The 16027-nt window shown below is 40.6% G+C and carries 15 protein-coding genes and 1 tRNA gene; 13 read left to right on the top strand and 3 right to left on the bottom strand.

Going from position 1 to position 16027, the window contains the following annotated elements; translation table 11 throughout:
* Positions 1–73: 73 nt before the first annotated feature.
* Positions 74–1030 carry a S66 family peptidase gene (locus ACLN19_RS08445; protein WP_413385308.1) on the bottom strand — a complete coding sequence of 319 codons (957 nt, stop codon included), beginning with the start codon at positions 1028–1030 and terminating at the stop codon, positions 74–76.
* Between the two features lie 85 nt (positions 1031–1115).
* Positions 1116–1186: transfer RNA gene (locus tag ACLN19_RS08440), tRNA-Cys, on the bottom strand.
* A 268-nt stretch (positions 1187–1454) separates the two neighbouring features.
* Between ACLN19_RS08440 and rpsB the strand changes: the two genes are divergently transcribed.
* Together rpsB and tsf are read left to right on the top strand one after the other, a co-directional pair.
* On the top strand, positions 1455–2222 hold the full coding sequence (gene rpsB / locus ACLN19_RS08435) for a 30S ribosomal protein S2 (protein WP_413385306.1): 768 nt from the start codon (positions 1455–1457) through the stop codon (positions 2220–2222).
* A 159-nt stretch (positions 2223–2381) separates the two neighbouring features.
* Positions 2382–3422 (top strand): translation elongation factor Ts, encoded by a 1041-nt coding sequence (gene tsf, locus ACLN19_RS08430; protein ID WP_413385303.1) that lies wholly within the window; start codon positions 2382–2384, stop codon positions 3420–3422.
* A 73-nt stretch (positions 3423–3495) separates the two neighbouring features.
* On the opposite strand, the gene ACLN19_RS08425 is transcribed toward tsf, so the two are convergent.
* The gene (locus ACLN19_RS08425) at positions 3496–3963 is read right to left on the bottom strand and encodes a COG2426 family protein (protein ID WP_413385301.1); all 468 of its coding nucleotides are present in this window, start codon (positions 3961–3963) and stop codon (positions 3496–3498) included.
* Positions 3964–4150: 187 nt separating this feature from the next.
* Here ACLN19_RS08425 and ACLN19_RS08420 point away from each other — a divergent pair, with 187 nt between their 5' ends.
* From ACLN19_RS08420 to ACLN19_RS08370, 11 genes are all read left to right on the top strand, one after another.
* A complete protein-coding gene (locus ACLN19_RS08420; RefSeq protein ID WP_413385299.1) occupies positions 4151–4615 on the top strand; it encodes a CtsR family transcriptional regulator in 465 nt (154 codons plus the stop codon).
* The gene (locus tag ACLN19_RS08415) at positions 4612–7050 is read left to right on the top strand and encodes an ATP-dependent Clp protease ATP-binding subunit (protein ID WP_413385297.1); all 2439 of its coding nucleotides are present in this window, start codon (positions 4612–4614) and stop codon (positions 7048–7050) included. Before ACLN19_RS08420 ends, ACLN19_RS08415 begins: the two co-directional genes overlap by 4 nt.
* 199 nt (positions 7051–7249) lie before the next feature.
* Positions 7250–8479 carry an MFS transporter gene (locus tag ACLN19_RS08410; protein WP_413385295.1) on the top strand — a complete coding sequence of 410 codons (1230 nt, stop codon included), beginning with the start codon at positions 7250–7252 and terminating at the stop codon, positions 8477–8479.
* A gap of 173 nt (positions 8480–8652) precedes the next feature.
* Entirely contained in the window at positions 8653–9471 is an 819-nt protein-coding gene (locus tag ACLN19_RS08405) for a MurR/RpiR family transcriptional regulator (RefSeq protein WP_413385293.1), read from the top strand.
* A 147-nt stretch (positions 9472–9618) separates the two neighbouring features.
* The gene (groES, locus tag ACLN19_RS08400) at positions 9619–9903 is read left to right on the top strand and encodes a co-chaperone GroES (protein ID WP_413385291.1); all 285 of its coding nucleotides are present in this window, start codon (positions 9619–9621) and stop codon (positions 9901–9903) included.
* Positions 9904–9933: 30 nt separating this feature from the next.
* Positions 9934–11559, top strand: coding sequence for a chaperonin GroEL (gene groL, locus ACLN19_RS08395; protein WP_413385288.1), 1626 nt, complete (start codon positions 9934–9936; stop codon positions 11557–11559).
* Positions 11560–11978: 419 nt separating this feature from the next.
* On the top strand, positions 11979–12947 hold the full coding sequence (locus ACLN19_RS08390; protein ID WP_413385286.1) for an ABC transporter substrate-binding protein: 969 nt from the start codon (positions 11979–11981) through the stop codon (positions 12945–12947).
* A gap of 9 nt (positions 12948–12956) precedes the next feature.
* Complete coding sequence (locus tag ACLN19_RS08385; RefSeq protein ID WP_413385284.1) at positions 12957–13856, top strand: ABC transporter permease; 900 nt, start codon at positions 12957–12959, stop codon at positions 13854–13856.
* Between the two features lies 1 nt (position 13857).
* Positions 13858–14661, top strand: a complete 804-nt coding sequence (locus ACLN19_RS08380) for an ABC transporter ATP-binding protein (protein WP_413385282.1) — start codon at positions 13858–13860, stop codon at positions 14659–14661.
* A gap of 125 nt (positions 14662–14786) precedes the next feature.
* On the top strand, positions 14787–15200 hold the full coding sequence (locus ACLN19_RS08375) for a DUF7679 family protein (RefSeq protein WP_413385280.1): 414 nt from the start codon (positions 14787–14789) through the stop codon (positions 15198–15200).
* Between the two features lie 126 nt (positions 15201–15326).
* The gene (locus ACLN19_RS08370) at positions 15327–15827 is read left to right on the top strand and encodes a VIT1/CCC1 transporter family protein (RefSeq protein WP_413385278.1); all 501 of its coding nucleotides are present in this window, start codon (positions 15327–15329) and stop codon (positions 15825–15827) included.
* Positions 15828–16027 lie beyond the last annotated feature (200 nt).

Below are 16027 nucleotides of genomic sequence, written 5' to 3'. Positions count from 1 at the left end.
GGTTGCTTAATATCTTTTATTATTTGACTGTCTACTTGACAGGGAGCCGTTCAATTAAGCTTTCGGTGAGGTTTTAATTTTCAGTGACGGTTAAGGTCATTGTGTGGGTATCAAGACTTAGTTGAGCTCCAATAGTAATAGTAAAGAGAGGTTGGGTGTGAGCAAAATCTAAGTCATAAAGAACAGGAACGGTTTGTAAAATAGGGTGTTTTGATAGGATGTAGTCAAAAATATCTGCGGTCATGCCACATTCTTTTGGAAAACGCCCTATAAGTACAGCCTTGGGCTCAGGATAAGCTTGTAATAGAGCAGCTAAATGGCGATCAAAGTCATAGTAATTATCTTCTTCGGCTTCTTCTAAAAAGAGGACATAGTCTTTAGGGTGAGGTGCATAAGGTGTCCCACGTAAAAGACCGAAGGTGGATAGATTACCACCAATGATAGTTCCCTGAGCCGTGCCATGCGTATAAACGCTCCAATTTGTCTTGAAAAATTGGCGTGGCAGGCTCTCATCATACCAAGGATCACTAGAGTATGCTGGACTAGGTTCTAAGCTATAAGTAGATGATGTCATAGCGTTTAGCCAAGCCTTTGTTTGATAATCTTGCCCTTCTTTCATCTTAAAGCTAGAATAAGATGGTCCCATATAGGTTGGCATACCTGTTTTGGCGTAAATAGCGTTTAAAAAAGCGGTCGAGTCAGAGTAGCCACAGATGATTTTAGGATGGTCAGCGATAAGCTGATAATCTAGGTAAGGTAACAGTTCATTGGAGTTAAAGCCACCGATAGTAGCCAAGATAGCATCGATATTATCATCAGAAAAAGCCTCATGTAAATCCTCGATGCGACTTTTGATAGAGGCAGACTCTAGGATATCATTTTCAAAATAATGGTGTGAAAAGGACACTTTAAACCCTAGAGACTCTAGCGCTACCTTAGCAGAAAGGTTGGCATTAAAGCCGCCAATACGTTCAATCGAGGAAGAGGGGCTTAGAACACGTATATGACTGCCTGTTGTTAGTTTTTTCATAGGCATTCTCCTTTTTGAGATAGTATATCACAGGAGAATAGAGCTGTAAAGGCAAAAAAGCACTTCAAAAATGAAGTGCTAACTAAGGCGGTAGACGGATTTGAACCGACGATCAAGCTTTTGCAGAGCCGTGCCTTACCACTTGGCTATACCGCCATAACAGATAATATTTTATATTAAAAAAAGGCTCTTGTCAAGGGGTGAATTTGGAGAATATCTTATTTTAGGATAGTCATCAGCATTCTTTCAAAGACTTTTCTTGTCAAGAGGTCAATTATCTGCTATAATGAAAGGGTTGCTACTAGTGACAAATACTCATCTTAGACTAATTGTGGTCCTGTTGCCAAACGGTGGGGCTGCGAGTTGACGTTTGAGAGAGGTTGGCGTAAGCCACAAAAAACATTTTATAAAGGAGAATTTACTCATGGCAGTAATTTCAATGAAACAACTTCTTGAAGCGGGTGTTCACTTTGGTCACCAAACACGTCGCTGGAACCCTAAGATGGCTAAGTACATCTTTACAGAGCGTAACGGTATCCACGTCATTGACCTTCAACAAACTGTAAAATTGGCTGATCAAGCTTACGATTTTGTACGTGATGCAGCAGCTAACGATGCGGTTATCCTTTTTGTAGGGACTAAAAAACAAGCTGCTGAAGCAATTGCTGAAGAAGCTACACGTGCTGGTCAATACTTTATCAACCATCGTTGGTTGGGTGGAACATTGACTAACTGGGACACTATCCAAAAACGTATCGCTCGTTTGAAAGAAATCAAACAAATGGAAGAAGATGGTACATTTGATGTTCTTCCTAAGAAAGAAGTTGCTCTTCTTAACAAACAACGTGCACGTCTTGAAAAATTCTTGGGTGGTATCGAAGATATGCCACGTATCCCAGATGTGATTTACATTGTTGACCCACATAAAGAACAAATCGCTGTAAAAGAAGCGAAAAAACTTGGTATCCCAATCGTAGCTATGGTTGATACAAATGCTGATCCAGATGATATCGATGTTATCATCCCAGCAAATGACGATGCTATTCGTGCCGTTAAGTTGATTACATCTAAATTGGCTGACGCTGTTATCGAAGGTCGTCAAGGTGAAGATTCAGATGTTGTCTTTGAAGAAGCTGCAGAAGCAGATTCAATTGAAGAAATCGTTGAAGTAGTTGAATCTTCAAATAACTAAGTCCAGCCTTTACAAGGTTGACACTCCTGTAAAGATGTTGTCAATATCATTGACAACGAATAGGGTATAACGGGGCAGATGCAAACCGCTCTGTCTCGTTTTTTTAAATAAGTGATTAACGAGGGAATCCTCATAATAAATACATAGGAGACATTTAAAATGGCAGAAATCACAGCTAAACTTGTTAAAGAATTGCGTGAAAAATCTGGTGCTGGTGTCATGGACGCCAAAAAAGCATTGGTTGAAACAGAAGGTGATATCGAAAAAGCGATTGAACTTTTGCGTGAAAAAGGAATGGCTAAAGCAGCTAAGAAAGCTGACCGTGTAGCTGCTGAAGGGTTGACAGGCGTTTACGTTAATGGCAATGTTGCAGCTGTTGTTGAGGTTAATTCTGAAACAGACTTCGTTGCTAAAAATGATCAATTTGTAGCTCTAGTTAATGAAGCAGCTAAAGTTATCGCAGAAGGTCAACCAGCCAATGATGCAGAAGCACTTGCATTGACAACAGCTTCTGGTGAAACATTGGAACAAGCTTTTGTGACAGCAACAGCAACTATCGGAGAAAAGATCTCATTCCGTCGTTTTGCGCTTGTTGAAAAGACTGATGAGCAAGTCTTTGGTGCTTACCAACACAATGGTGGACGTATCGGTGTTGTAGCTGTTCTTGAAGGTAGTGAAGAAGCAACTGCTAAACAAGTGGCAATGCATATCGCTGCTATGAAACCTACTGTTCTTTCTTATGAAGAGTTGGATGCACAATTTGTTAAAGATGAATTGGCACAATTGAACCACAAAATCGAGCAAGACAATGAAAGTCGTGCTATGGTTGGTAAACCAGCACTTCCATTCTTGCAATATGGTTCTAAAGCTGAATTGACAGACGACGTTATCGCTCAAGCTGAAGAAGCTATCAAGGCTGAATTGGCGGCAGAAGGCAAACCAGAAAAAATCTGGGACAAAATCATTCCAGGGAAAATGTCACGCTTTATGCTTGATAATACACAAATTGACCAAGCTTACACACTTCTTGCGCAAGTCTATATCATGGACGACAGCAAGACAGTTGAAGCTTACCTTGAGTCTATCAACGCTAAGGCAGTTGCCTTTGTTCGCTTTGAAGTAGGTGACGGTATCGAAAAAGCAGCTAATGATTTTGAAGCAGAAGTTGCTGCTACAATGGCTGCTGCCCTTGAAAACTAAATTAAAAGCTCAGTTATCTGAGCTTTTTCTTATTGCATAGAAAAACGTAGCTTTTAAGCTACGTTTTCACTGTTTAATTGAGGAAATTGAGTCCTAAAAGAGTCACAAATCCCATGATAATACCTGCTAGTACGACACCTAGCATAATAGAGATGACACTTTTTTTAAAGTCCCAGTCAAGAATGCTAGCGGCTAAAGTTCCTGTCCAAGCGCCTGTTCCAGGAATTGGAATACCGACAAAGAGAAGTAAAGCGATAAAGACACCACGCTCTCCTGCAGCTGCTTCTAGTTTTTTACCACCGCTGTGTCCTTTTTTAAGACACCAAGTGAAAAAATTGCCGATAACAGGCTTATCAGCTCCCCACTCTAAGACACGTCTTGCAAAGAAGAAGATAATAGGTACAGGAATCATATTTCCAATAACGCCAATAATAAGAGCTTGCCAATAAGGAATCCCTAAAGCTATCGCAAATGGGACAGCTCCTCGTAGCTCTACCAAGGGAACCATGGCGATAAGGAGGGTCAATAAATACGTCTTCATAATATAACCTTTCTGATATAGTGTCTGTTTTTGAGACAGAACACTTTCTTTATTTTATCTTATATAAACTATTTTGACAACTTTAAAGACTAGGAAATGAGGACTTTTATAAGGTCTTTGTTTCCTAATGGCGTGTTTTTTGATATAATAAATGTCAGTATTAGTCAAAGTTGGAAAGGAGACGCTAATGGTTACTAAAAATACTTCAGATAATATTGAAGATTATATAAAAAGCCTTTTGGCGCAATCTGGTATCGTAGAAATCAAACGCTCGCTGTTAGCAGATACTTTTCAAGTCGTGCCTAGTCAGATTAATTATGTGATTAAGACACGCTTTACCGAGAGCCGTGGGTATATCGTGGAAAGTAAGCGTGGTGGCGGTGGCTATATCCGCATTGCCAAGGTGCATTTTTCAGATAAGCATCAGTTGCTTGGTAATCTTCAAGCGTCTATTGGAGAGCAGGTGAGTCACCAAGTATATGCCGATGTCATCGAGTTGTTATTTGAAGATGATGTTATTAGTGAGCGTGAGGCACATTTGCTATTGGTTAGTGCTTGTGATGATGTTTTGGGCGACGATGCAGCGAAAATTCGTGCACGGATGTTGCGTAAGTTATTGCAGAGATTAGATAGAAAAGGATTTCATCTATGAGTGAGTATTCATATAAATTACAAGAAGTATTTAGTTTGGCTCAGTACGAGGCGGCTCGCTATGGGAGCGAGTACTTGGAGACTTGGCATGTCCTTTTAGCCATGGTTGGTATTCGTGAGTCTGTTGCTGGATTGACCTTTGTCGAATACGAAGATAAAATTGCCCTAGAAGAGTACGAAGCGGCAGCTATTTTAGCGATGAATCAAGTGCCAGAGGATAATGTGTCTGTAACATTTCGTCCACAGTCTAAAGCCTTAGTTGAAGTATTAGATATGGCAGAGAAGATGTCACAGGTCACTGGTGCTAAAGATATTGGGACAGAGCATGTCCTTCTGGCGATGTTGGTCAATAAAGATTTGTTGGCGACGCGTCTCTTGGAGATGGCTGGCTTTAAGTACAAAGACGAGGGAGATTCCTTACGCCTGTTGGATCTTCGGAAGTCGTTGGAGCGTCATGCAGGGTTTAGTAAAGATGATATCAAGGCGATTTATGCCCTTCGTAATCCCAAGTCTGCTAAATCAGGTGCTAATTTCTCTGATATGATGCGTCCGCAAAGTACAGCAGGTGATCTGGAAGATTTTACACGTGATTTGACGGCTCTAGCGCAAGAAGGGCGATTGGAGAAAGTCGTAGGACGTGATAAGGAAATCAGCCGTATGGTGCAAGTACTTAGTCGCAAAACTAAAAATAATCCTGTCCTAGTAGGTGATGCAGGTGTCGGTAAGACGGCTTTAGCTTATGGTCTTGCTCAGCGTATCGCAGCAGGTGAGATTCCATATGAACTACGTGATATGCGTGTCTTAGAGCTTGATATGATGAGTGTCGTTGCAGGGACACGTTTTCGTGGTGACTTTGAAGAACGTATGAACCAGATTATTGCTGATATTGAAGAGGACGGGCACATTATTCTCTTTATCGATGAATTGCATACGATTATGGGATCTGGAAGTGGTATCGATAGCACTTTGGATGCGGCAAATATCCTAAAGCCAGCTCTAGCACGAGGGAGCTTGCGGACAGTTGGCGCTACAACGCAAGAAGAGTATCAAAAACATATTGAAAAAGATGCGGCTCTATCTCGTCGTTTTGCCAAGATTTTGATTGAAGAACCTAGTGTTGATGAGGCTTATGAGATTTTGCAGGGCTTGAAAGAGGCCTATGAAACCTTCCATCACGTGATTATTTCAGATGAAGCTATCCGTACAGCTGTAGATAGCGCTCATCGTTATTTGACGAGTAAGCAGCTACCTGATTCGGCTATTGATTTGCTAGATGAGGCTAGTGCTAGCGTGCAGATGATGGTCAAAAAAGACAAGGAAGCTTTTCTTACTTCTGTTGATGAAGCTATTTTACAACAAGATATGGACTTGGTCAGTCGTTTACTCAAACACTCTAAAAAAGGAACAAAGCTAAAACCACGTGAGATAAAGGCAGAGCATATTCTAAAAACTTTGAGTAACTTATCAGGTATCCCTGTCGAGAAGATGACTCAAGCGGACAATAAGCGCTATCTGACTTTAGAAGCAGAACTCCACAAGCGTGTCATTGGTCAAGATGAGGCGGTGTCTAGCATCAGTCGTGCGATTCGTCGTAATCGCTCAGGTATTCGTACAGGTAAGCGTCCGATTGGTTCGTTTATGTTTTTAGGCCCTACTGGGGTTGGAAAGACAGAGCTTGCCAAAGCTTTGGCAGAGTTACTCTTTGATGATGAGTCAGCATTGATTCGCTTTGATATGTCGGAGTATATGGAAAAATTCGCGGCTAGCCGCCTTAATGGTGCTCCTCCAGGCTATGTTGGCTATGAAGAGGGAGGCGAATTGACTGAAAAAGTAAGAAACAAACCTTATAGCGTTCTTCTCTTTGATGAAGTCGAAAAAGCTCACCCTGACATTTTCAATGTCTTGTTGCAGGTCCTAGATGATGGCGTTTTGACGGACAGCCGTGGTCGTAAGGTTGATTTTTCAAACACCTTGATTATCATGACAAGTAATCTAGGGGCGACAGCACTACGTGATGAGAAAACGGTTGGATTTGGGACACAGGCGGTTCATACAGACTATAAAGCGATGAAATCGCGCATTTTAGAGGCAGTTAAGGAGACCTATCGTCCAGAGTTTATCAATCGTATTGATGAGCAGCTTGTCTTTCATAGTCTGACAGAGGACAATATGCGTGAGATTGTTAAAATCATGGTTAAACCACTCATTGCTACACTAGCTAAGCAAGATATTAATTTGAAAATTCAGCCATCGGCTCTTAAATTTTTAGCGAGCCAGGGGTATGATGTTGAGATGGGGGCTAGACCGTTACGTCGCACCTTACAGACAGAGCTTGAGGATAAGTTGGCAGAGTTATTGCTATCTGGAGAACTGTCAAGTCATCAGACCTTGAAAGTAGGTCTTAGTCGTAATCAGTTGACCTTTACAATTGTTTAATTTAAAAGGGACAAGGTTTTATCTAGCCTTGTCTTTTTTTGAGGTTAGCATTTTGTAAGCGTTTTTAATTTGTGCGTTTTCTCACTTATATTGGGAAAAAAATAACAAGAGCTCTTTTTTGACAATGCTTTAGGAAGATGATATTATACAAATTGAAAGCGCTATCTAAAATTATTATTTGAAAAGGAGTGAGAGATTTATGACAAAGAAATCAATCTCATCTCAAACGGGTATTATCATGTTTTATACCCTGTTGACTGCCTATATCACCTTTGCAGCAAGCTGGGTAGGAGGGTCCAACTTAGGTGCCGAAGTGGTTGCGACTTTCTTTGGTGATAAGGGTGTTGATCCTAGTATTTCGGAAATGGTCAATTATACCATTACTGTGGCGCGTGTGATTGCCAATTTCCTTGCAGCTATTGTGCTTGTTAAGTTTGGGATGCGTCATGCGGCACAAATTGCGATTGGGCTACTATGTTTTGCCTTGGTGGCTGCCTGGATGCCTAGTTATTGGTTTTATATTGTAGCACGTATGGTGATGGCTATTGGTGGCTCTATGGTCATGGTGTATATGAATCCCATTGTGGTTCGTTTTGTGTCTCCAGATAAGAAAATCGTGTATTCTTCTTTGATTACAGCGAGTTATAATATTGGAGCATTTCTTATTGCGATTGCCTTTGTTTTGTGGCCAGACTTGCTACGTTCTGACTGGCGTGTGACCTTATCATGTGTGGCTTTGGTAGCCATTTTGACCTTTATTATTTGGTTTGTTAAGGCGCAGGATTTTGAGACAGGTAGTCAAGCAAGTCGTCAAGAAGAGGCCTATTCTTACGCTCAAGCCCTTAAAGACCCATTTGTTTGGCGTTTTGCGATTGGCTTTAGTGCTTTTCTCATTCTTTATGTTATGTCGCTAAACAGTATTCCTGGTCAACTAGCCAAGGAATTTCCAGACTTTTTTGTCGCAGGTTATATGATCTGTGCAGTTTCAGGTGGTGGTATTTTAGGGACCCTTATTCGTTTGAAAGTACCTGTCAATCGTGAGCGCAAACCTTATTTATTACAATTGGGTATTGGCGCTTTGGTCATGATGATTGCAGGGGTCTATAGTATTGCGATTTTGCACTCAAGTTTGTTAGGTTACTTCTTCTTTTTCGTGACAGGTTTCCTCATTTTTTACCAATATGCGGTTTATCTCAATATCCCTCACGAACTGCCTAGCATGAATCCTCAAAAAGCGACGTTGATGTTTGGTATCATCTGGGGTATCACATACGGTCTCTACACGATTTTAAACTTTGCTTGGAGCTATATCTATGGTCACTTTGGCTATTGGGCGTCCAATATCTTCTATTTTGCTATCCCAGTCATCTATCTATTGATGGTGATGAGTTTACCAGAAACGTATCAGAAAAAAGAAGAGACCGTTTAGTGCCTACTAAATGCTTATCTTGTCATAGGATTAAGTGTTAGCTTTAGTATCGTCCCGCTATTAGCGGGGCGATTTTTTATAGTGATAAAACTAGTAACTAAAAATCACTTATAGCTTGAAAATAGTTTTAAACGTGTTAGACTTAAAAGGAGTAGTGATAAAGGGGAATGGGTATGGAAAAATTAGAAAAAAATGTTATTCCTCTCATCGAGTCGGTCTATGGTGAGCTGACGCCTGTTGAGAGGGAAGTGGCTGATTATTTTTTGGATGAGGTAGCGGACAGAGATTTTTCTGCAAGACATGTCTCAGAGCGCTTGCATGTATCTCTTCCTTCTTTGACACGTTTCGCTAAGAAATGTGGTTTTAGTGGCTATCGGCAATTTATTTACGCTTATCAAGAGTATGAACACGACAAGCCTATTTTAAATAGAACCTTGACCAAGCAAGTCTTGCAAGATTATGGTGAATTACTAAAAAAGACTTATTCTTTAATTGATGAAGCTCAGTTTTTACGTGTGGGTAAACTCTTAGATAGAGCTAAGCGGGTTTATATTTATGGTAAGGGTAGTTCGGGCTTGGTTGCTCAGGAGCTAAAATGGCGCTTTATGCGGCTAGGCATGATTTGTGAGGCGATGGTAGATGAGCATATGATAGGGATGAACCAGGTCTTGATAGATAGTAGTTGCTTAGTGATTGGTATTTCCTTGTCAGGAGAGACTAGTTGTGTTATTGAAGCTTTGAAAAAGGCCAAAAACTCACAAGCCAAGACAGTTTTATTGACAGCCAATAATAAAGAAAGCCTACGTGAGGTCTGCCATGAGTTGATTGCCGTAGCGATTAAGGACACATTATCACAGGGGAGAATGATTTCACCTCAGTTTCCTATGTTATTGTTGACTGATATTTTTTATGCTTATTATGTGGATTTAGATAAAGAAGCGCGTGACGCTATTTTTCAGAATACACTGTTGGCATTTGAAAGGGAGAGTTGATTGTTAGCCTATTAGAGATACTATTAGAAGTGGAAAATAGAAATGAACTTTTTTCTTGACTATTTTTGACCAAGTGATACAATAGAAACATAGATTAGCACTCTATAACAACGAGTGCTAAAAGAGATGATTTATGGAGGTATTTTTATGTTGAAACCATTAGGAGACCGTGTGGTCCTTCGTGTCAATGAGGAAAAAGAGCAAACAATCGGTGGTTTTGTTTTGGCAGGTGCTGGTGATGATAAGACAAAAACAGCAACTGTTGTTGCCGTTGGTGGTGGAACATTGACATTAAATGGTGATGTAGTTGCCCCTAGCGTAGCTGTTGGTGACACGGTCGTTTTTGAGGCTTACGCAGGTGTTGAGGTCAAAGACGGTGAAGAGACACTTGTCATCGTCCGCGAAGCTGAGATTTTGGCAATTCAAGCATAAGTAGAGATATCAAGTAAGTGAGGTAAGATTATGGCAAAAGATATTAAATTTTCAGCAGATGCCCGTACAGCAATGGTTCGTGGTGTTGATGTCTTAGCAGATACAGTCAAAGTAACTCTTGGTCCTAAAGGGCGTAACGTGGTTCTTGAAAAATCATTTGGTTCACCATTGATTACCAATGATGGTGTAACGATTGCAAAGGAAATCGAGTTGGAAGACCATTTTGAAAATATGGGTGCCAAATTGGTTTCAGAAGTAGCTTCTAAGACTAATGATATTGCTGGTGATGGAACGACCACAGCGACTGTTTTGACACAAGCTATCGTCCGTGAAGGGCTTAAAAATGTCACAGCAGGTGCTAACCCAATCGGTATTCGTCGTGGTATTGAGCTAGCTGTTTCAGCTGCTGTTTCAGAATTGAAAGCTATTGCGCAGCCTGTTTCTGGTAAGGAAGCCATCGCTCAAGTAGCTGCTGTGTCATCACGCTCTGAAAAAGTCGGTGAGTACATCAGTGAAGCTATGGAAAAAGTTGGTAATGACGGTGTGATTACTATCGAAGAATCTCGTGGTATGGAGACTGAGCTTGATGTTGTAGAGGGTATGCAGTTTGACCGTGGTTATTTGTCACAATACATGGTGACAGACAACGAAAAAATGGTTGCTGACCTTGAAAATCCATACATCCTTATCACAGATAAAAAAGTATCAAATATCCAAGAATTATTGCCACTATTAGAGGAAATCCTTAAGACAAACCGTCCGTTGTTGATTATTGCAGACGATGTGGATGGCGAAGCACTTCCAACACTTGTTCTCAATAAAATTCGTGGTACTTTCAATGTTGTAGCTGTTAAAGCTCCTGGTTTTGGTGACCGTCGTAAAGCGATGCTAGAAGATATTGCTATCTTGACAGGTGGTACTGTTATTACAGAAGACCTTGGTCTTGAGCTTAAAGATGCGACAATGGCAGTGCTAGGTCAAGCAGCTAAGGTTACAGTAGATAAAGATAGCACTGTGATTGTAGAAGGTGCTGGCGATACAGCAGCAATTAGCAATCGTATCAATCTGATCAAAGCACAAGTTGAGACAACGACATCTGACTTTGACCGTGAAAAATTACAAGAGCGTCTCGCAAAACTTTCTGGTGGTGTTGCTGTTGTTAAAGTGGGAGCAGCCACAGAAACAGAACTCAAAGAGATGAAACTACGTATCGAAGATGCTCTCAATGCGACACGTGCCGCTGTTGAAGAAGGTATCGTCGCTGGTGGTGGTACCGCTCTTGTCAATGTAATGGCTAAGGTAGCCTCTCTTGATTTGGATGGTGATGAAGCGACTGGTCGCAATATTGTCCTACGTGCTCTTGAAGAGCCTGTGCGTCAAATTGCCTACAATGCTGGTTATGAAGGTTCTGTTATCATTGATCGCTTGAAAAATAGTCAAGTAGGTACAGGCTTTAATGCTGCTAATGGTGAGTGGGTCGATATGGTCAAAGAAGGTATCATTGACCCTGTCAAAGTGACACGCTCTGCCCTTCAAAATGCTGCTTCTGTAGCCAGCCTTATCTTGACAACAGAAGCTGTTGTTGCAGATCAACCAGAACCAGCTGCACCAGCTATGCCTCCAATGGATCCCTCAATGATGGGTGGTATGATGTAGTTGTGTTCTTTAGACCTTGTTTACAAGGTCTTTTTTTGATGTCAACAGCATGTATCTATTGATTAAAAGCGCCAATAAAATGGTAGCTTATGGGAGAAAGCTATTGACAAGCCTTGTAAATAAAGGTATATTAGTAATGATATTAAATAAAAAGCTCTAAAAGAAAGGAAAAAGTATGCAGACGTCATCGTTAATCTTTGCAACTTATTATTACTTTAGTTTCTCTAGATAGACGTTTGTAGCTTTAGATACAAATGTCCTATGATTTTGTATCTATGAAGCTAAAGCTTTTTCGTGATGATTAGCTGATTAGATAGTATTCATCTAACTAGCGGTCATTTTCTAACAAGATATAGTTTGTTACCCAGCTAGTAGAGAATACTGAGCTGGTTTTTTAATAGAAAGATAAGGAAAAAAGCATGGTACGTTTTTTGAAAAAAATAGTAGCTATAAGCTTGGCATTACTGGTTTTAAGTGCTTGTTCGACTACCTCAAAAAGTCAGTCAACAGCTGACCCTGATGCAAAGCATATCGGTATTTTACAGTATGTTGAGCACCCTTCTTTGAGTGCTTCTAGAGAAGGGTTTATCGATGAGTTAGCCAAAGAAGGTTATGTTGATGGTCAAAACATTGTTATTGACTATAAAAATGCTCAAGGAGACCAATCCAATCTTCAAGCCATTTCAGAAAAACTCATTCGTCAAAATGATTTGGTCTTGGGGATTGCGACAACAGCAGCGCAGTCTTTGGCGAGCTTATCAACAGAAACACCGATTCTCTTTACAGATGTGACAGACCCTATATCGGCTAGTCTTGTAAAGACGATGAAGCAACCAGGAGGTATTGCCACAGGAACTAGTGATATGACTCCTATCAAAAAGCAAGTCGAGTTACTGCAAGAAGTACTACCAGATATTAAGACGGTAGGCATCATGTACACGACTAGTGAGCGTAACTCTGAAGTACAGGTCGAGGAGGCTAAGAAGCGCTTTAAGCAAGCTGGTATCAAGACAATTGTCAAAGGTATCTCATCGACTAATGACGTTCAAGATACGGCTAAAAGCCTCATGTCTAAAAGTGAGGCGCTCTTTATCCCGACAGACAATACCATTGTAAGTTCGATCAATCTCGTTACGGCACTGTCAAAGGAGATGAAGATTCCAGTTATTGGGGGTTCTGCTGATGTTGTTGAGCAAGGTGTCTTGTTTACTTATGGGGCTGACTATGAGAGCTTGGGGCGTCAGACAGCTAAGATGGCTATTAAGCTTTTGAATGGTGCCAAACCCTCAGAGCTACCAGCTGAGTACCCAGCAGATGTTAATGTTGTTGTTAACAAAGAAATGGCTAAGGAGCTAGGTATTGACCTTAGCGCAATTACAAGTAAGTAGAGGAAGATTATGTTAGATATTATCTTATCAGGTTTATCACAAGGACTTTTGTGGTCCATTATGGCTATCGGTGTCTTTATAACGTTTCGTATCTTAGATATTGCAGACTTATCGGCTGAAGGGACTTTCCCTATGGGTGCTGCTATCTGTGCGCTTTGTATTATGCACGATATCAATCCCTTTTTAGCGACCTTTTTAGGGATGCTTGGAGGCATGCTAGCAGGTTTGGTGTCAGGTATTATGCACACGAAAATGAAAATCCCAGCATTGTTGACAGGGATTATCACGTTAACAGGGCTTTACTCTGTCAATTTATTGATTTTGGGGAGTTCCAATGTTTATCTCTCGACACATGAGACGATTGTTACCACAGTAGCGAAACTAGGGCTTAATCGTACAACGTCTGTCTTAGTGGTTGGTGCTTTCTTTGTGACCTTGGTTATTTTTGTTCTTTATCTGCTCTTGAATACGCAACTAGGACTAGCGCTTAGAGCGACAGGAGATAATGTCGCTATGGGACAAGCCAATGGTATCAAGGTTGATCGCATGAAAATTTTTGGATATATGCTAGGCAATGGGTTGATTGCTTTATCAGGTGCTCTTTTGGCGCAAAATAATGGCTACGCCGATCTTAACATGGGTGTGGGGACAATCGTTATTGGTCTTGCCTCAATTATTTTAGCAGAGGTGATTATCAAGCATCTCCCTCTTGGCAAACGCCTGTGGTCTCTGGTGCTTGGTTCTGTGATTTATCGCTTGATTATTGTCTTTATTTTAACCACAGATATTGAAGCACAAATGATTAAATTGGTGTCGGCGATTCTTTTAGCGCTCATTCTTTATATTCCAGAGCTTAGAGATAAGTTGGGCGTACGTCCTTCAAAGACACTAGGGAAAGAAGGTGAATAGTATGGCTTTGTTAGAATTATCGGGTATTCATAAGACCTTTGAAAAAGGCACTGTCAATGAAAATCACGTCCTACGTGGTCTTGATTTGGCTATCAATGAAGGGGATTTCATCTCTGTTATTGGAGGCAATGGTGCAGGAAAATCAACTCTTTTAAATAGTATTTCTGGGGTTGTCAGTGTTGATGAGGGAGATATTTTCTTAGAAGGGCAATCTATCAAGAAAGACTCTGTTGAAAAACGCGCTAAGGTCATCAGCCGTGTGTTCCAGGATCCGCGTATGGGGACAGCCACCAATCTTACTATTGAAGAAAATATGGCAATCGCCTATCGTCGAGGGCAAAAGCGTAGCTTTTTCAAAACATCTATCACAGAGCAAGAGCGTAAGCATTTTAAAGAGGTGCTTAGTGATTTGGGATTGGGGCTTGAAAATCGTCTGCGAACAGATGCCGCCTTTTTATCAGGGGGTCAGCGTCAAGCCTTGACGTTGTCAATGGCAACCTTGGTTCGTCCTAAAGTCCTTTTACTAGACGAACACACAGCAGCACTTGATCCAAAGACAAGTGATATGGTCATGAATCTAACACGTCGTGTTATCGAAGAGCAATCATTGACTAGCCTTATGATTACGCATAATATGGAGCATGCTATCGAGTATGGCAACCGCTTGGTGATGCTTTATCATGGTAAGATTGTTGTTGATATCTCAGGAGAAGCTAAGAAAAACTTGAGTGTGGCAGAGCTTATGGATCTATTTCATCAAAATAGTGGTCAAGAGTTGACAGATGATGCTCTTGTCTTAGGTTAAAACCAGCAGATAGCTGGTTTTTTAAGACCAATGACTGACGTCCAGAAAGTCCTATATGTGGTATAATAGTATGACGGAGATAAAAAGGAATCTAGGACGAATTTGATGAAAGAGTTGGCAAGCCGATGGCAAAACGTAAGATTTACTTTTATATTGAAGTGGAAGAGCTAAATGGTCACCATCGTACTCTCCAGTTACCAAGAGACCTTCAAGCTCCTATGAGACAGTATTTTTACCAACATAGAGGTTCTTGGCAAGAGTTATTGAGGGGTGGTCTTATCAATATTGCGACCGAACCTTATACAGAGGAAAATCATTTTCAGCCTACGATACGTCTGGCAAAGATTTGTAAATTTTTCTATAAAGATAAAGAGCAAGAAGAACGCAGTAGAGGGCAATTTTTGGTTGCCTCAAACTGGAAGACAAAAGGCATCAAGCATTTTTGGCAGAGTGCACGCTTTATTCAGCACGACTATCCCTTAAAAAACAAGCTCATATTAACGATAGATTATTACCGTTGGCGTAGGCGCCTATCTTAAACGGGGATATATAAAAAAGATGGTCTTAGATCATCTTTTTTATATGTGTTTAGATTGATATTTGTCTGTCTTTATAGTATAATGTGAGCAACTATTATTTAGAATCATTATTAAAAAGGAGAGGCTATGGTTATTAGACATTATGCAAAGTCCATTGTTTATGGTGGCATGGATGGTATTGTGACGACCTTTGCCGTGGTGGCAGGAGCAGTTGGTGGGCATCTAGGGTTTCAAGCGATTCTTATATTGGGCTTTTCCAATCTTTTAGCCGATGGGTTTTCAATGGCGGTTGGCGATTATCTCAGTTCAACGACAGAAGAGTCAGAGATTAAGGCAAAAGCGGTGAAAAATGCAGTTGCCACCTTTATTTCATTTGTTCTTTTTGGCTTGATTCCGCTCTTATCTTATCTTTTGATAGATGTCATCAGCCTTTTTAGAGCGCATACTTTTTTGATAGCTTGTATCTTGGTGTCGCTAGCCTTGTCGTTATTAGGTCTTGTTAAGGCGGTTATCACAAATACTAGTAAGAAAAAGGAAATCTTAAGAACTCTTGTCATAGGGCTTACGGCGAGTCTTTTTGCTTATTACATTGGGGATATTTTAGGGCGTCTTATTGGGACGCATTAACGCCGACCTGTAATATAGTCCAAGTCACTAAAACATACGGACATTTGTTCGAAGAAAAGCGAGATAAAGAGTTTGAACTTATCCGTAATACCTTAATTTAAAAAAGTTTTTTGGTGACAAAAAATAAAAAAGCCTTTAAATAAAGTGTACTGCCCCCCAAAAGTTGGACACTATATATTTAGCTGAAGGATTGAGTTCTG

The organism is Streptococcus lishijunsis (genome assembly GCF_047290665.1).
GTDB lineage: Bacteria > Bacillota > Bacilli > Lactobacillales > Streptococcaceae > Streptococcus.
This window is presented reverse-complemented; position numbering and strand designations above follow the sequence as displayed.